Consider the following 16,685-nt stretch of genomic DNA (forward strand, 5'->3'; position numbering starts at 1 on the left):
CCGGGCAATCTTCCGTTAAGCAGAAACTAACTTCCGCAATACGGAAGGAGCGCCGACATCCTCATGGGATACCCGGACCAGCGCTTCGATGTGAACCTTTCGATCCTCTTCACGGAACTCCCGCTCCTGGAGCGTCCCGCGGCAGCCGCCGCGGCGGGCTTCACGGCGGTCGAGCTGTGGTGGCCCTGGATCGAGACCCCCACCCCTCCGCAGGCGGAGCTCGACGCCCTCAAGAAGGCGCTCGACGACGCCGGCACCCAGTTGGTGGGGCTGAACTTCTACGCCGGACAGCTGCCCGGCCCCGACCGCGGCGCGCTCTCCGTGCCCGGTGCGGAGTCGGACCGCTTCCGGGCCAACATCGAGGTGGCGGCCGACTTCGCCGCCTCGGTCGGCTGCACGGCGCTCAACGCGCTGTACGGCAACCGCGTCGAGGGCGCGGACCCGGTGGTGCAGGACGCGCTCGCCCTGGAGAACCTGGTGCTGGCCGCCCGCGCGGCGGACCGGATCGGGGCGATCCTCCTCGTCGAGACCCTCAACAAGCCGGAGTCACCGCTCTATCCGCTGGTCGGCGCACCGGCCGCGATCGAGGTCGTCGACAAGGTGAACGCGGCGACGGGCCTCGGGAACGCCAAGTTCCTGCTGGACCTCTACCACCTCTCGATGAACGGCGAGGAGCTGAGCCAGGTCATCAAGGCGTACGCCGCGAAGACCGGCCACGTCCAGATCGCCGACAACCCCGGGCGCGGCGCGCCGGGCACCGGCTCGCTCCCGCTGGAGCAGCTCCTCGACGAGCTGAAGGACGCCGGCTACGCGGGCTGGGTCGGTCTGGAGTACAAGCCGGGCGACCGGCCGAGCGCGGAGTCCTTCGACTGGCTCCCGGCGTCGGCCCGAGCGGCCCGCTGACCGGCCGCGGGCGGGCCGGGCCGACCTCCGGTCGAGCCCAACCCCCCTACGTACACACGTTTTTCAGGAAGGCACCCTCATGAGCAACAACCTCCCCAAGGTTGCGTGGATCGGCCTCGGCATCATGGGCTCCCCCATGTCCGAGAACCTGGTCAAGGCCGGTTACGACGTCACGGGATACACCCTGGAGCAGGACAAGGTCGACCGCCTGGTCGCGGCCGGCGGCACCGGCGCCTCCTCGATCGCGGACGCGGTCAGGGACGCGGATGTCGTCATCACGATGGTGCCCGCCTCCCCGCAGGTCGAGGCCATCGCCTACGGCCCCGACGGCATCCTGGAGAACGCCCAGCGCGGCGCCCTGCTGGTGGACATGTCCTCCATCACCCCGCAGACCTCCGTGGACCTCGCCAAGAACGCGGCCGAGAAGGGCATCCGGGTCCTGGACGCGCCGGTCTCCGGCGGCGAGGCCGGTGCCATCGAGGCGGTTCTCTCCATCATGGTCGGCGGCGAGCAGGCGGACTTCGACGCCGCGAAGCCGCTGTTGGAGACGCTCGGCAAGACCATCGTGCTCTGTGGCCCGCACGGCTCCGGCCAGACGGTGAAGGCGGCCAACCAGCTGATCGTCGCGGTCAACATCCAGGCCTGCGCCGAGGCCGTGGTCTTCCTGGAGAAGTCCGGCGTCGACCTCGCCGCCGCGCTGGACGTCCTCAACGGCGGTCTGGCCGGCTCGACCGTGCTGACCCGCAAGAAGGACAACTTCCTCAAGCGGGACTTCGCCCCGGGCTTCCGGATCGACCTGCACCACAAGGACATGGGCATCGTCACGGACGCCGCCCGCAACGTCGGCGCGGCCCTGCCCGTCGGCGGCGTGGTCGCCCAGCTGGTCGCCTCGCTGCGCGCCCAGGGCGACGGCGGCCTGGACCACTCGGCGCTGCTGCGCTCGGTCGAGCGGCTGTCCGGCTCCCAGGTCTGACCCCTCCGGCTCCGCAAGGAGCCCCTGGCCTCGTACGGGGCCACGGCCCGCACAACGGGCCCCCTGATCTCCGGGCCGCGGTGGCGCTGACACCTGTCCTGTCGCGCCCAGGCGCTGCCGCGGCCCGGAACCACACACTTCGTTTTCAACAAACTGTTGACGTTGCTCCGCGGCGAATCTACGCTCCTCAAGCCGTCAGCAGCTCGTACGAAAGGTCATCCCGCCACATGGCTAAGCGTGTGCTCACGACCGAGTCAGGCGCCCCGGTCGCCGACAACCAGAACTCCGCCACCGCCGGTGTCGGTGGACCGATCCTCCTCCAGGACCAGCACCTCCTGGAGAAGCTCGCCCGCTTCAACCGTGAGCGCATCCCGGAGCGCGTGGTGCACGCCCGCGGTTCCGGCGCGTACGGCTACTTCGAGGTCACCGACGACGTCACGGGCTTCACCCGCGCCGACTTCCTCTCCGAGGTGGGCAAGCGCACCGAGACGTTCATCCGCTTCTCGACCGTCGCCGACTCGCTCGGCGGCGCGGACGCGGTCCGCGACCCGCGTGGCTTCGCCCTCAAGTTCTATACGGACGAGGGCAATTACGACCTGGTCGGGAACAACACCCCGGTGTTCTTCATCAAGGACCCGATCAAGTTCCCCGACTTCATCCACTCGCAGAAGCGCGACCCGTTCACGGGCAAGCAGGAGCCGGACAACGTCTGGGACTTCTGGGGCAACTCCCCCGAGGCCACGCACCAGATCACCTGGCTGATGGGCGACCGCGGCATCCCCGCCTCCTACCGCCACATGAACGGCTTCGGCTCGCACACCTACCAGTGGACGAACGCCGCGGGCGAGGCCTTCTTCGTCAAGTACCACTTCAAGACGAACCAGGGCGTGCGGTCCCTCTCCGCCGACCAGGCCGCCGAGCTCGTCGGCAAGGACGCCAACTCGCACCAGACGGACCTGCTCCAGGCCATCGAGCGCGGCGTCAACCCCTCCTGGACGCTGCACGTCCAGGTGATGCCGGCCGCCGACGCCGCCGACTACCGGTTCAACCCGTTCGACCTCACCAAGGTGTGGCCGCACAGCGACTACCCGCTCCAGCGGGTCGGCCGCCTGGTCCTGGACCGCAACCCGGACAACGTCTTCGCCGAGGTCGAGCAGGCCGCGTTCTCCCCGAACAACTTCGTGCCCGGCATCGGCCCGTCCCCGGACAAGATGCTCCAGGGCCGGCTGTTCGCCTACGCGGACGCGCACCGCTACCGCCTGGGCGTCAACCACACCCACCTGCCGGTGAACGCGCCGCGCACCGCCGTCGTCGACAACTACGGCCGTGACGGCGTCCACGCGACCCGCAACGGTTCACGCCACGACAAGAACTACGAGCCCAACTCGTACGCCGGTCCGGCGCAGACCGACGCGGCGCTCGCCGCCCCGCTGGCGGTCCACGGCTGGACGGGCACGCACGAGGCGCCCGCGCACGCCAAGGACGACGACTTCTTCCAGGCGGGCGAACTCTTCCGGCTCATGTCGGAGGACGAGAAGGGCCGCCTGGTCGCGAACATCGCCGGGGGCCTCTCGCAGGTCACCCGTGACGACGTGATCGAGAAGAACCTCGCCCACTTCCACGCCGCCGACGCCGACTACGGCAAGCGTGTCGAGGAGGCCGTCCGCGCGCTGCGCGAGGACTGAGCTTCCCCTTCTCCAGGCCCCTGCCCGTACCGCGCACCCGGATGAGGGGTGCCGCGCGGCACGGGCAGGACGACGAGGCCGCGGCGGTCGAGCGATGCCAGTGCGGTGGTGAAGGACCCGGGGACCGTCTCCTGACCTGAAGGAGACGCCCTCCCCCGGGCCGATCGCCGCCGCCGCGGTCCCTGTCACCCGGCGACACCTCTGTCGCTCCCCGAACGAGGGCGCGGAGTACGGATACGGTCCCGTACTCCGCGCCCTTGCGCGTGCACGGGCCTGGGGTCAGGGGGCCCCGGCGCCGTAGCTGTAGTCGGAGACGACTGTGTCGTCGGTGTCGCGGAGGCGGGCGGTGTCGCCCTTGTCGTTCCAGAGGGGGCGTCCGCTGCCGTAGACGTAACCGCCCCACTCCGGGTGGACTTCGTTGGTGTAGATACGGATCCGCTGGCCGGGCTGGAGCACGGTGTTCGGCGGGAAGGCGAAGTTCTGGCCGGGGTCATCGGCGAAGAGGGTCCAGCCGGAGATGTCCGCGGGGGCCGTGCCCCGGTTGACGATCTCGACGTACTCGTCGGCCTGCGTGCGCTTGACCGCACCCTTGTAGTGGATGTCGGCGATGACGACGTCCGGGGCACCGACCCGGGAGAGCGCGGCGACGATGTGGGCGCTGTTGGCGCCGTTCTCCGGGCTGATGAACTTGTTGACGATCTGGCCGTTCTGCTTGAAGCCCGTGATCACGACGGCGTACTCCTCGCCGTCGATGGTCACGCTCTCCGGGGAGACCCTGGTGGGCAGGTCGACCTCGTCGTCGGGGGTGGGGCCGTCGTTGGGCGTCTCGAAGTGGTGGAAACGGAAGCTGAAGTCGCGGTCGGTGTCGTCCTCCTCGAACCGGACGCGCACCGCGAGATCGACGTCGAACTGGTTGTTCGCCCCGCCCTGGATGGGGAAGTTCTGGTGGGTGAAGGTACCCAGCGTGAACTCGGAGCCGTCGGCCTTCACCTCGATCGTCCCGCCGGCGAACACGTAACCGCTCTTGCCCCCGCCGACAGGAACACCCCACTGGACATGGTCGCTGCTGAGACCCGAGAGGTTGGGCGGGGCAGGGCTGACAGCGGTCCAGATTCCGGACGTCGTGACTGTGGACATGCTTGGACATCTCCTTCTTCGGTTGTGCGTCGCCGCCCGTCGGACAGGCGCCTGGGACTCGTCGGGGGTCGACGGGTGGCGTCGGGCCGACTGCGGGAGCTGCGTCTGCCCGACCGCGTCCGACACCCTCCCCAGCGGTTCCCGCGGAGAATCCGCGTTCTTGAGCAGCACACCCCGTCCCGCCGCACGGGCGCCGTAATCCGGTCACGTGCGAGGACGCCTCAGCAGGCCTGAATCGCGCGGTCCTCGGCCCGGCGCCGGCGGATCCCCCCGGCAGGTGACCGATGCCGTTGGTCCGGAGCCGCGGAGTGCCTGCACGGAGGGTGGCTCGTAGGCCACCTCTCATACCGCGCGAGCATGGCCCGATGTTGCGTCCCTCGTTCGAGTGATAGGGCGCTCTGCGACGGAGGGAGGGATGAGCAGGGCGGGAGTCCTGGCCCTGCTCATGCCGCCGGGTGGGCCGTCGGAAGGCCCGGGCACGGCGAGGGCCCCTGCCCCGGAGGTTCGCTCCGGGGCAGGGGCCCTTCGTCGGGGGGACGGGCCCGTCAGGACGCGGTCAGGACGCCGTCAGGGGGCGGATCGCGGTGGGCGCGTGGGACGCGTCCGTCGCGATGTCCTCGAACTCGTTGACCGACGCGATGTCACTGCCGCTCATCGCGATGTTCGTGACCCGCTCCAGGATCGCCTCCACGACCACCGGCACCCGGAACTCCGCGGCGAGCTTCTTCGCCTCCTCGAAGGCCGGCAGCAGCTGGTCCGGCTCGGTGACCCGGATCGCCTTGCAGCCGAGTCCCTCGACGACCTTGACGTGGTCCACGCCGTAGACGCCCAGCTCCGGGGAGTTGATGTTCTCGAACTCCAGGTTGACCTGGAAGTCGATGTCGAAGTTGCGCTGCGCCTGGCGGATGAGCCCCAGGTAGGAGTTGTTCACCAGGACGTGGACGTACGGGATGCGGTGCTGCGCGCCGACGGCCAGCTCCTCCAGCATGAACTGGAAGTCGTAGTCGCCGGAGAGCGCGACGACCGTGCCCTCCGGGTCCGCGGTGGCCACACCCAGAGCGGCCGGGATCGTCCAGCCGAGGGGGCCCGCCTGGCCGCAGTTGATCCAGTGGCGCGGCTTGTAGACGTGCAGCATCTGCGCGCCGGCGATCTGGGAGAGCCCGATCGTGGTGACGTAACGGGTCTCGGGGCCGAACGCCCGGTTCATCTCCTCGTACACGCGCTGCGGCTTGAGCGGCACGTTGTCGAAGTGGGTCCGGCGCTGGAGGGTCGCCTTGCGCTCCTGTGTGGACGCGGCCCACGCCGAGCGGTCCTTCAGCTCGCCCGCGGCCTTCAGCTCGCGCGCCACCTCGACGAAGAGCGTCAGCGCGGCCTTGGCGTCGGAGGCGATGCCGAGGTCCGGGGCGAAGATCTTGCCGAGCTGGGTGGGCTCGATGTCGACGTGGACGAAGGTGCGGCCCTGGGTGTAGACGTCCAGCTTGCCGGTGTGGCGGTTGGCCCAGCGGTTGCCGATGCCGAGGACGAAGTCGGACTCCAGGAAGTTCGCGTTGCCGTAGCGGTGCGAGGTCTGGAGGCCCACCATGCCGGCGTTCAGCTCGTGGTCGTCGGGGAGGATGCCCCAGCCCATCAGGGTCGGGACGACCGGGACGCCGGTCAGCTCGGCGAACTCCACCAGGAGTTCGCAGGCGTCGGCGTTGATGATGCCGCCGCCCGCGACGAGCACCGGGCGCTCCGAGGCGTTCAGCATCTGGATCGCCCGCTCGATCTGCTTGCGGGAGGCCGCGGGCTTGTGCACCGGGAGGGGTTCGTACAGCTCGGGGTCGAACTCGATCTCGGTGAGCTGGACGTCGATCGGCAGGTCGATGAGGACCGGACCGGGCCGACCGGTGCGCATCAGGTGGAAGGCCTGCTGGAAGACGCCGGGGACCTGCGCGGCCTCCAGGACGGTCGTCGCCGCCTTGGTGACCGGCTTGGCGATCGACGCGATGTCGACGGCCTGGAAGTCCTCCTTGTGCAGCACGGCGGTCGGGGCCTGGCCGGTGATGCACAGGATCGGGATGGAGTCGGCGATGGCGGAGTACAGACCGGTGATCATGTCGGTGCCCGCCGGGCCCGACGTGCCGATGCAGACGCCGATGTTGCCGGCCTTGGCCCGCGTGTAGCCCTCGGCCATGTGGGAGGCGCCCTCGACGTGCCGGGCCAGTGTGTGCTGCACCCCGCCGGAGGCCTTGAGGGCCGCGTAGAAGGGGTTGATCGCCGCACCCGGCACACCGAACGCGTTGCTGACGCCTTCGCGCTTGAGGATCTCAACTGCCGCTCGGGCAGCGGTCATACGAGGCATTGAGTGCTCCTGCTCGGGATTGGTGGAGTCGGGCTCTGTCGCGCCACCTGAGAGCACCAATTCCGCATTACGGAAATTCAGTTCTGCTATACGGAAGCAATCTAAAACGTGGGGCGACCCTCGTCAAGGGCGCGGGCGGCCGACCGCCCCCACGAAGTCCGCCAATCCCCTCCCCAGAGCCTCGCTCCTGGTGGACGATGGCGTGACGAGGGAGGCACGGAGCGCAGTCGGCCGCGCCGTCCGTGCCGGAGGGAGACGATCGTGGAGTCCGTGCCGGTACGGTGCCCTGTCTGCAGTCGGGACCACGCCTACAGAACACCGGCCTACCCCTGCCCGTGCGGGACGCCCACCGCACCGCCGCTGCTGCGGGACGCCCCGGCGGTCCTGGTCACCCACCGCAGCTGGAACGACGCGTGGGTCACCGTCCGTTGTGCGTCCTGCGCCCGGGAGAACCAGTGGCCCCAGCCCGAGCTGTGCTGTCCGTGCGGGACCGTCCTGCGGATTCCGGTGCGCCCGGTGGCCGCCGCGCCGGCCCCGGCCCCGCCGGTCTCCCCCGCCCACATCCCCCTCCCGCGCACCGCCGCGCACCCGCGCCCGGCCTTCCGGCCGGTAACGATCCGCACGGGCCACGACGCGGTGAGCACGGCCGGTCTCTATCTGGCCTGGCTGGGCTACCGCGATGTCGGCCGGCCCGGGGCGGGCCCCGCCTCCGGCATCGACCTGCGGGCCGACGGGCTGATCGCGCGGGTCGACTCCAGCACCCGGGCGACGACGCTGCGCGCGGTCGAGACCCTCTGGCTCAACGCGCTGGGCGCGTCGGTGACCGGCGTGTTCTTCTCCCTCGCGGGATACGCGGCCGACGCCCGGGCCCGCGCGGACGGCATCGGCCTCGCGCTCTTCGTCATAGACCTCACCGGCACCCCGCAGCCGGTGAACAGCCCCGCGGACGAACTGGTGAGCACGGGCGCCTGAGCGGTGCCGAACGCGAGGGCCCGGGGTGCGACTCCAGGGACTCCGGGAGCACGCTCGTGCCCGGATGCTGTCGGCCGGACATCCATATCCGGCCACCGCGTACCGGTCCGCCGTCCGGCGCGGCACACTGAGTACATGCGTATCCGCTCCGCCAGACGCTCGGATCTCCCGCTGCTCCAGGACATCGAGCGCGCCGCAGGGGAACCGTTCCGGGACCTGGGTATGGCCTTCGTGGCCGACGACGATCCGCCCCCGCTCGAACTGCTGGAGAGCTACCGGCTGGCAGGCCGCTGCTGGGTGGCCTCCGACCCCCTCTCCGCCACCGGCGACCGGCCGCTCGGCTATGTACTCGCCGACCCTGTCGACGACGCCCTGCACATCGAGCAGGTCTCGGTCGACCCCGTCGCCGCCCGCCGGGGCATCGGCCGGGAGCTGATCGCCCACCTCGCCGCCCTGGCCGCGGCCCGGGGCATGGCGGCCCTCACCCTGACCACCTTCACCGATGTGCCGTGGAACGCGCCGTACTACGCCCGTATCGGCTTCCGCGTGCTGGCCGAACGCGAACTCACCGACGGACTGCGCACGATCCGCGCCGAGGAGGCCCAGCACGGCCTGGACCGCTGGCCCCGGGTCTGCATGCGGCGCGAACTGACCTTTGCTGCCCGGCCGTCGGGTGCCGCGGAGAGCACGAGGATCCCGCGTGTGCCGAACGCCCCGGGGGCCCCGGACACTTCGGAAGCCGTGGCTGTCAGTGGCGGCACGTAAGCTGTGCGCATGGCTTTACTCCCGGACAGCTCCCTCCCCGCCAACCGCCCCGCGCCCGCCGCCGAGCACGCCAACGAGGCCATCCGCGCCCTCGTCGACGCCTCCGGAGAGGGCTGGTCCGAGGTGGAGGCGGCGACATACGAAGTGCTGCTCATCGAGTGGGCGGCGGCGACCCGGGGCGGCCCCGACATCATCGAAGCCGCCTGACCCGCCCCCGCCCCGCTCCGCAGACCTCTACGCGTGCCTGACCCGGGAGGTCGTCGACCGCCCCGGCCTCCGCAGGGCGGAGGAGGGGCAAGTCCTCCACGGCACGGTCCAGCTGCGAGGCCGCCCCTGATGTGCCGTTGTACAGGTCGTGACCGTTGCGGTCGGTCGCCAACGCTCATCACCCCGTCGTGGAAGTCGAGCCGGGGAGCCGTACAGCAGGGCGCGGAACGGACGCCGGGGCACAGTTCCTGAACAGGCGATCCCCATCAGGGGTATCCGGAGGTGCCGCGGCGGTTTCCGGTGCACACTGGGCACCAAGAGGCGTCGAGTCCTGTTGGGAGGCGGAAGGGTGAACGCCGGCAGTGGTAGACGGCGCCTGCCCGGCCGGGGCTCCGCCGGGCAACGCTCGGCCGGCGCGAACGTGCGGTTCCGCCGGAGCAGAGGCGTCCTGCCGCCGGACTGGCTCACCACGCGCAGCCGTCTCGCCTGGCTGAATTCCGCCAGCTCCCGCATCGGCACGACCCTGGACCTGGAACGCACCGCACAGGAACTCGCCGAGTTCACCGTGCCCCGTTTCGCCGACGGGGCGGCCGTGGACATCCTCGAGAGCGTCCTGCGGGGCGACGAGGGCTCCCGGAGGACCGAACGCGGAATCCCGCAGATGCGGGCCACGGCGCTGTGCGCCATCGAGGAGCTCTCCAACCTGGAGCCGACCCCGGTGGGCGAGATCTTCGTGCACGCCAAGGAGCCGCACGAGACGCTGCTCCACCGGTACGTCCTCCGGCAGGGCAAGCCGGTGCTGCTGAGCAAAATACGCGACGACGACTTCCTCCACGTCGCACCCACCGCGAGCGCCGCCGCACAGTTGCGCGCCGCCGGCGTGCACAGCTACCTGGCCGTGCCCCTGATCGCCCGTGGGCTGCTGCTCGGCAGCGCCGACTTCGTCCGCGGCCGCGGAACCCCGCCGTTCTCCACCACCGACCTGGCGCTGGCGGAGCAGCTCGCCTCCAAGGCGGCGATCTTCATCGACAACGCACGTCTGTACGGGCGGGAGCGCGAGCACGTCATCTCGTTGCAGCGCTCCCTGCTGCCGCGCGTCACCCCGGCGACGCCGGGCCTACGGGTGCACTCCGAGTACGCGCCCGCGGCGGCGCATCACGGCGTGGGCGGGGACTGGTACGACGTGATGGCCCTGCCCGGCGGACGGACGGCCCTGATGGTGGGCGACGTGATGGGGCACGGGCTGCCCGCCGCCGCCACCATGGGGCGCCTGCGGACGGTGGCCCGCACGCTGATGACCCTGGACATGGCCCCCGAGCGGATCCTCGCGCGGCTCGACCTGGCCACCCGCGACCTGGAGGACGAGCAGGTCTCCACCTGCCTGTGCGCGGTCTACGACCCCGCCGACTCCTCCTACACGCTGGCGAGCGCCGGGCACCTGCCGCCGCTGCTCCTCGACGGGCAGGGCGCCGCCGACCTCGTCCCGGTGCCGACCGGCGCGCCGCTGGGGGCGGGCGTGATCCCGTACGACCCCTTGCGGCTGCGCGTCCCGGACGGCGCCCACCTGGTCATGTACACGGACGGCCTGATCAAGTCCCGTGACGAGGACGTGGACGCCCAGTTGGACCGGCTGCGTGCGGCGGCGCTGAGCCTGCCGCCCGGGACGCTGGAGAAGGGCGGTCTAGTGGAGCGCGCCCCGGCCGCCGCCGCCCGGTTCGACGAGGCGGTGCTCCTCGTCACCACGAGCGCCGCACTCCCGGCTGGGGACCTGCGGGTGTGGGAGCTGCCGCAGGACGGCCGGGCCGCCTCGGTCGCCCGTGGTCTCGTCACGGGCCAGCTCGCCGCCTGGGGGCTCGACGAACTCGCCGACGTCTCCGAGCTCGTCGTCTCCGAACTGGTCGGCAACGCACTGCGCTACGGGAACGGCCCCGGCGAGCTGCGGCTGCTGCGCGGGGAACGCTTCGTCGTGGAGGTGTCGGACACCGGCCCCGACCTGCCCCAGATCCAGCACGCGGGCCTCAGCGACGAGGGCGGACGGGGCCTTCAGCTCATCAACATGCTGTGCCGCCGCTGGGGTTCGTCCCGCACGGTCACCGGCAAGGTGGTCTGGGCGGAACAGAACATGCCGTCCTCGGTCTCGGACCGCAGCTCATAGCGGTGGGCCTGGTCTCGCGCCGGGTTTTCCGTCCGCGTACGCCGCGCGCAGTTCGATCTTGCGGACCTTCCCGCTCACCGTCATCGGGAAGGTCTCCAGGATCCGCAGCCTGCGCGGGATCTTGTAGTGCGCGAGCCGCTCCCGGCAGTAGGCGGAGATCTCCTCCAGGGTGGGCGGGTCGGCGGGGTCCCGGGGGATGACGCAGGCCAGGATCTCCTCGCCGTAGCGCTCGTCCGGCACCCCGACCACCTGGACGTCGGCGACCTTCGGGTGGCCGTACAGGAACTCCTCGATCTCCCGTGGGTACACGTTCTCGCCGCCCCGGATGATCATGTCCTTGATCCGGCCGACGACCTGGACGTATCCGTCCTCGCGCATCACCGCCAGGTCCCCCGTGTGCATCCACCGACCGGCGTCGACGACCTCGGCGGTACGGTCGGGCTGGTCCCAGTAGCCGAGCATCACGCTGTAGCCGCGGGTCCGCAGCTCGCCGGCGGTGCCGCGCGGCAGCGTGACGCCGGTGACGGGGTCCACGACCTTGACCTCGATGTGCGGCAGCGCGCGGCCCACCGTGCCGGTGCGGCGGTCCAGGTCGTCGTCGCGGCGGGTCTGGGTGGAGACCGGAGACGTCTCCGTCATCCCGTAGCAGATGGACACCTCGGCCATGTGCATCTCGGCGACGACCCGCTTCATCACCTCGGCCGGGCAGGGCGAACCGGCCATGATGCCGGTGCGCAGCGAGGAGAGGTCGTACCCGGCGAAGTCCGGCAGGTTCAGCTCGGCGATGAACATGGTGGGCACGCCGTACAGCGAGGTGCAGCGCTCCTCCTGGACGGCGGTCAGCACGGCTGCCGGCTCGAAGGACGGACCCGGGATCACGATGCAGGCGCCGTGCGAGGTGCTGGCGAGGTTGCCCATCACCATGCCGAAGCAGTGGTAGAAGGGGACCGGGAGGCAGACCCGGTCGGCCTCCGTGTACGCGATCGTCTCCCCGACGAAATACCCGTTGTTGAGGATGTTGTGGTGGGAGAGCGTCGCCCCCTTGGGGAACCCCGTGGTGCCCGAGGTGTACTGGATGTTGATCGGGTCGTCGCAGGACAGCTCCGCCTCGCGGGCGGCCAGTTGCTTCCCTGTGACGGCGGGCGCGGCCGCGGTCAGCTCGTCCCAGGACGGGTCGCCGATGTAGTGGACGGCGCGCAGGTCGGGGCAGGCGGAGCGGACCTGTTCGACGAGGGCCCGGTAGTCGCTGGTGCGGTGGGAGAGGGAGGCGACCAGCAGGGAGACGCCGGCCTGTTGGAGGACGAACCCCACCTCGTGCGCGCGGTAGGCGGGGTTGATCGTGACCATGACGGCCCCGATCCGGGCCGTGGCGTACTGGACGAGCACCCACTCCGGGCAGTTGACCGCCCAGATGCCGACCCGGTCGCCCCTCGCCACCCCCGACGCCATCAGGGCGCGGGCCAACGCGTCGACGTCCGCGACGAATGCGGTGTACGTCCAGCGCCGGCCCGAGGCCATGTCGACCAGCGCCTCGCGGTCGCCGTGTGCCGCGGCGGTCCGGTCGAGGTTGCGGCCGATGGTGTCGCCGAGCAGCGGGGTGGAGCCGATGCCGTGCGCGTAGGACCGGGTGTTCACGTGAGGTCCCCCTCGTCGAACTCGGCGCCGGAGCCCAAGGCGGTGCGTTCACGCAGTTCGATGCGGCGGATCTTGCCGGACACGGTCTTGGGCAGCTCCGCGAACTCCAGCCTGCGGATGCGTTTGTACGGGGCGAGGACCGCGCGGGAGTGCTCGAAGAGGACCTTCGCGGTGTCCGGTCCCGGCTCCCAGCCCTCCGCGAGCACCACGTACGCCTTCGGGACGGCGAGGCGGAGCGGGTCGGGGGCGGGCACGACGGCGGCCTCGGCGACCGCCTCGTGCTCCAGCAGGGCGCTCTCCAGCTCGAACGGCGAGATCTTGTAGTCGGAGGCCTTGAACACGTCGTCGGCGCGGCCCACATAGGTGATGTAGCCGTCCTCGTCCCGTGCGCCGATGTCCCCGGTGCGGTAGTAGCCGCCCGCCATGGCCTCGGCGGTGCGGTCCGGGTCGCCGTGGTAGCCGGTCATGAGGCCGACGGGGTGGTCGGCCAGGTCGAGGGAGATCTCGCCCTCGGCCGCCCCGGGCCGGCCGGTGACCGGGTCGAGCAGTTCGACGGTGAAGCCGGGGCTCGGCCGGCCCATGGAGCCGGTCTTGAGGAGCTGGCCGGGGGTGTTGGCGACCTGGACGGCGGTCTCCGTCTGGCCGAACCCGTCGCGGATGGTGACGCCCCACTCCCGCCGGACCGTCTCGATGACCTCCGGGTTCAGCGGCTCACCGGCCGCGACGACCTCGCGCGGCGGGACCTTCAACTGGCTGAGGTCGGCCTGGATGAGCATGCGCCAGACGGTCGGCGGGGCGCAGAAGCTCGTGATGCGCGAGCGGTCCATCTCGGCCATCAGGCGGCCCGGGTCGAAGCGGGTGTAGTTGAAGATGAAGACGGTGGCCTCGGCGGTCCACGGGGCGAAGAGGTTGGACCAGGCGTGCTTGGCCCAGCCGGGCGAGGAGATGTTCAGATGGACGTCGCCCGGCCTGAGCCCGATCCAGTACATCGTCGACAGGTGGCCCACGGGGTAGGACACATGGGTGTGCTCGACCAGCTTGGGGCTGGCGGTGGTGCCGGAGGTGAAGTAGAGCATCAGCGGCTCGTCCGCGTCCGTCTCCCGGCCCGGGGTGAACGCGGCGGACGCCTCGGCCGCTCCCGCGTACGGGAGCCAGCCCGCCACCTCCTCGCCCACCGCGATGCGGGTGTAGTCCCCGGGAACCTCGTCGAACTTCGCGGTGTCCGCGTCCCGCACGAGCACATGGCGCACCCGGCCGCGCTCCACCCGGTCGCGCAGGTCGGCGGGGCCGAGGAGCGGGGTGGCGGGGATGACGACGGCGCGCAGCTTCATCGCGGCGAGGGCGGTCTCCCACAGCTCGACCTGGTTGCCGAGCATCACGAGGACGCGGTCGCCCGCCCGTACGCCCTGTCCCTTCAGCCAGTTGGCGGCCCGGTCGGAGCGCTCCGACATCGCGGCGAAGGACACCTCGGTGCGCCGGCCGTCCTCCTCCACGATGTGCAGGGCGGTGCGGTCGTTGTTCTCGGCGATGACGTCGAACCAGTCCAGGGCCCAGTTGAAGTGGTCCGCCCGGGGCCAGCGGAAGCCCGCGTAGGCCCGCTCGTAGTCCTCGCGGTGCTCCAGCAGGAAGTCCCGGGCGGCCCGGAACGTCTCGGTAGCGCTGGTTGCCGACATGTGCCCTCCTCATTACGGACCGGTCGCCTAACATCATGTAAACAGTGACCCAGGTCTCACCACCCCCGGACGGGGGTGGTCCGCTCCCCCGTGCGGGGGAGAGCGGCAGGGGCCGGGCGGGAGGACGTCGGAGTGCCGGAACCGGTCGACACGGTCGAGATGCAGGCCGCGCTGTTGAGGCTGCGCCGCACGAGCGGGCTCCCGGTGGTCTTCGGCGGCCTGCTGTCCGACGCGCGCCATGCGCGGATCGCCGAGCTGAACGGAGCGCAGACCAGTGCGCTGCGGGGGCTGGTCATCTCCGCCGGGAGCGGCCTGGGCGGCAAGGCCATCGCGCTGTCCCGGCCCTGTGCGGTGACGGACTACGCCTCGTCGCGCCACATCAGCCACGAGTACGACGCGGCGGTGGCGGCGGAGGGGCTGCGCTCGGTCGTCGTGGTCCCGGTCGTCGTACGGCGTGCGGTGCGGGGCGTGCTGTACGGGGCGCTGCGTACGCCGGTCACGCTGGGCGACCGGACGTTCGACGCGATGGTGGCGGCGGCCCGTGACGTGGAGCAGTCGCTCGCGGTGCGGGACGAGGTGCGGCGGTTGCTGGCGGCGGGCCGGGAGCAGGTGACCGATCCGGACACGGTGCCCGGCGCCTGGGAGGACGTGCGCGAGGCCCACCGCGAACTGCGCGCCCTGGTCCCGAGGGTTCTGGACCCGGCCCTGCGCGACGAGTTGCTGGACGTCTGCGGGCGGCTGGCCTCGGCGGCGGGGGCCAGGGTGCCCGCGGCCCGGGAGGTCCGCCTCGCGCCGCGCGAGGTGGACGTGGTGGCGTGTGTGGCGGCGGGCGCGACGAACGCGGCGGCCGCCGAGCGGCTGGGGTTGCGGCCGGAGACGGTGAAGGGGTATCTGCGGTCCGCGATGCGGAAGTTGGGGGCGCACACGCGGCTGGAGGCCGTGGTGGCGGCCCGCCGGGCGGGGCTGCTGCCCTGACCCCCCACCCCTGATCTGCGGGCCGCGGGGCCGCAGAGGGTCTCAGTCGCCGTAGTCCAGGAACGTGCCGAACCGGACGTCGTGGTCCGTCGCGTCCGTCATCACGGTCAGCATTCGCGCCGCCTCCTCGGTGATCTCCGCGCGCTCGGCGCGGACCAGGCTCCGCAGCGGCTGGACGGTCAGGATCGCGGTGCCGCCCTCGCGTTCGACGCGCCAGACCGCGTCGAAGAACCCGTCGATCAGCACGGACCCGTACGCCTGGTTGCCCACCCCGTTGCGCCCCTTGTTCACCGGGGCGATCACACGGGTGCGGTCGGCGTGGCCGAGGAGGAGGTTGTCGAACTCGGGCAGGAAGCGCGGCGGGGCCGGGGTGCCCGGGTCGGGGCGCGGGGCGTCCGGGAGGTCGAAGAGCTCGACGCCCCTCTCGTCCCGGAAGGTGAGCAGCCGGGGCCTGAGCCGTTCGAAGACCTCCTTCGTGCGGGTGAGTCCCGCCCATGCCTGGAAGTCCATCACCGAGGCGGGGCCGAACGCGCCCAGGTAGCGCAGCACGGTGGCGTCGGGCGCGGCCACCGGTTCGGCGGGCCGGCCCAGCCAGTGCTCCGCGGTGGTCAGGGCGACCTGTCCACCGCGTCCCCACAGTCCGCGCGGGGTGACCTGGACCAGGGGCAGCAGACAGCGGGCGGCGACGGTGAGCGCGAGGGGGTCGGCGTCCGGCCAGCGGGCGAGGAGCTCCTCCCGCAGCTCCTTCACCGGACGCGGGCGCTCCACGACCAGCTCCTCGGCCACCGCGGCGAGCCGGTCCAGGTCCACTCCTTCCAGCCCGTGCCGGAAGGTCTTCAGCTCTCGCTCGCGCGCCGCCTGCACCAGGGGGCGCAGGGTGAGCGCGTCGTCCGCCGTATGGGTGTGGAGGGTGGAGCGGAGGGTGACGATCCGGACCACCTCGCGGGACTCCATCAGGGCGGACAGCTCTTCGGGGTCGAAGTCCGCGAGGCGGGCGTACAGCTGGAAGTAGGGGGGCTTGGTGTTCTGGGCCTGGAGCCCGAGGAGGTGCGCGACCGCGTCCTTCGCGGACATCGCCGACCGGCGCAGCAGGAGCTGTCGCTCCAGGGTCGCCCGGTTGAGCGCCCGCGCGCAGAGGACGGTGGGCTGTGCGGCGGTGCGGTGCGTCTTCGCTGCCATGGTCCGCACGGTACGGGGGCTTGCGGACAGCTGCGGTCCGCTAGGACGCGGTCCTGATCCGCCGGACACGCCCGGGGTGGCGGGC

Annotated in this window: 13 protein-coding genes; 8 read left to right on the forward strand and 5 right to left on the reverse strand. The window is 71.4% G+C overall.

Going from position 1 to position 16,685, the window contains the following annotated elements; all coding sequences use genetic code 11:
- Nucleotides 1–63: 63 nt before the first annotated feature.
- From N7925_RS05630 to N7925_RS05640, 3 genes are all read left to right on the forward strand, one after another.
- Nucleotides 64–903, forward strand: coding sequence for a TIM barrel protein (locus N7925_RS05630; RefSeq protein WP_274343231.1), 840 nt, complete (start codon nt 64–66; stop codon nt 901–903).
- A gap of 79 nt (nt 904–982) precedes the next feature.
- Nucleotides 983–1,876, forward strand: a complete 894-nt coding sequence (locus N7925_RS05635) for a 2-hydroxy-3-oxopropionate reductase (RefSeq protein ID WP_274343232.1) — start codon at nt 983–985, stop codon at nt 1,874–1,876.
- A gap of 227 nt (nt 1,877–2,103) precedes the next feature.
- Complete coding sequence (locus N7925_RS05640) at nt 2,104–3,561, forward strand: catalase (RefSeq protein ID WP_274343233.1); 1,458 nt, start codon at nt 2,104–2,106, stop codon at nt 3,559–3,561.
- Between the two features lie 279 nt (nt 3,562–3,840).
- Here N7925_RS05640 and N7925_RS05645 read toward each other — a convergent pair whose 3' ends face one another.
- Complete coding sequence (locus N7925_RS05645; RefSeq protein ID WP_265598398.1) at nt 3,841–4,698, reverse strand: lamin tail domain-containing protein; 858 nt, start codon at nt 4,696–4,698, stop codon at nt 3,841–3,843.
- A 556-nt stretch (nt 4,699–5,254) separates the two neighbouring features.
- Nucleotides 5,255–7,039 (reverse strand): glyoxylate carboligase, encoded by a 1,785-nt coding sequence (gene gcl, locus N7925_RS05650; RefSeq protein ID WP_274343234.1) that lies wholly within the window; start codon nt 7,037–7,039, stop codon nt 5,255–5,257.
- Between the two features lie 261 nt (nt 7,040–7,300).
- On the opposite strand from gcl, the gene N7925_RS05655 reads away from it, so the two are divergent.
- From N7925_RS05655 to N7925_RS05670, 4 genes are all read left to right on the forward strand, one after another.
- A complete protein-coding gene (locus N7925_RS05655) occupies nt 7,301–8,011 on the forward strand; it encodes a hypothetical protein (protein WP_274343235.1) in 711 nt (236 codons plus the stop codon).
- 135 nt (nt 8,012–8,146) lie between these two features.
- Nucleotides 8,147–8,776 (forward strand): GNAT family N-acetyltransferase, encoded by a 630-nt coding sequence (locus tag N7925_RS05660; protein ID WP_265598401.1) that lies wholly within the window; start codon nt 8,147–8,149, stop codon nt 8,774–8,776.
- Nucleotides 8,777–8,785: 9 nt separating this feature from the next.
- The gene (locus N7925_RS05665; protein ID WP_265598402.1) at nt 8,786–8,983 is read left to right on the forward strand and encodes a hypothetical protein; all 198 of its coding nucleotides are present in this window, start codon (nt 8,786–8,788) and stop codon (nt 8,981–8,983) included.
- 349 nt (nt 8,984–9,332) lie between these two features.
- Nucleotides 9,333–11,138: an ATP-binding SpoIIE family protein phosphatase gene (locus N7925_RS05670; protein ID WP_265598403.1), complete on the forward strand. Its 1,806-nt coding sequence runs from the start codon at nt 9,333–9,335 to the stop codon at nt 11,136–11,138.
- Here the strand turns inward: N7925_RS05670 and N7925_RS05675 are convergent.
- Nucleotides 11,133–12,773, reverse strand: coding sequence for an AMP-binding protein (locus N7925_RS05675; RefSeq protein WP_274343236.1), 1,641 nt, complete (start codon nt 12,771–12,773; stop codon nt 11,133–11,135). The genes N7925_RS05670 and N7925_RS05675 overlap by 6 nt on opposite strands.
- Entirely contained in the window at nt 12,770–14,446 is a 1,677-nt protein-coding gene (locus tag N7925_RS05680) for an AMP-binding protein (RefSeq protein ID WP_265598405.1), read from the reverse strand. Before N7925_RS05680 ends, N7925_RS05675 begins: the two co-directional genes overlap by 4 nt.
- Before the next feature lie 132 nt (nt 14,447–14,578).
- Between N7925_RS05680 and N7925_RS05685 the strand changes: the two genes are divergently transcribed.
- A complete protein-coding gene (locus tag N7925_RS05685; RefSeq protein WP_274343237.1) occupies nt 14,579–15,421 on the forward strand; it encodes a response regulator transcription factor in 843 nt (280 codons plus the stop codon).
- Nucleotides 15,422–15,463: 42 nt separating this feature from the next.
- Here N7925_RS05685 and N7925_RS05690 read toward each other — a convergent pair whose 3' ends face one another.
- Complete coding sequence (locus tag N7925_RS05690) at nt 15,464–16,600, reverse strand: winged helix DNA-binding domain-containing protein (protein WP_265598407.1); 1,137 nt, start codon at nt 16,598–16,600, stop codon at nt 15,464–15,466.
- Nucleotides 16,601–16,685 lie beyond the last annotated feature (85 nt).

This window comes from Streptomyces sp. CA-278952 (assembly GCF_028747205.1).
Lineage (GTDB): Bacteria > Actinomycetota > Actinomycetes > Streptomycetales > Streptomycetaceae > Streptomyces.

Coding starts and splice junctions, on each gene's coding strand:
- N7925_RS05665 (WP_265598402.1), top strand. CDS start 8,786: ATGGCTTTACTCCCGGACAGCTCCCTCCCCGCCAACCGCCCCGCGCCC.
- N7925_RS05640 (WP_274343233.1), top strand. CDS start 2,104: ATGGCTAAGCGTGTGCTCACGACCGAGTCAGGCGCCCCGGTCGCCGAC.
- N7925_RS05645 (WP_265598398.1), bottom strand. CDS start 4,698: ATGTCCACAGTCACGACGTCCGGAATCTGGACCGCTGTCAGCCCTGCC.
- N7925_RS05630 (WP_274343231.1), top strand. CDS start 64: ATGGGATACCCGGACCAGCGCTTCGATGTGAACCTTTCGATCCTCTTC.
- N7925_RS05680 (WP_265598405.1), bottom strand. CDS start 14,446: ATGTCGGCAACCAGCGCTACCGAGACGTTCCGGGCCGCCCGGGACTTC.
- N7925_RS05635 (WP_274343232.1), top strand. CDS start 983: ATGAGCAACAACCTCCCCAAGGTTGCGTGGATCGGCCTCGGCATCATG.
- N7925_RS05690 (WP_265598407.1), bottom strand. CDS start 16,600: ATGGCAGCGAAGACGCACCGCACCGCCGCACAGCCCACCGTCCTCTGC.
- gcl (WP_274343234.1), bottom strand. CDS start 7,039: ATGCCTCGTATGACCGCTGCCCGAGCGGCAGTTGAGATCCTCAAGCGC.
- N7925_RS05660 (WP_265598401.1), top strand. CDS start 8,147: ATGCGTATCCGCTCCGCCAGACGCTCGGATCTCCCGCTGCTCCAGGAC.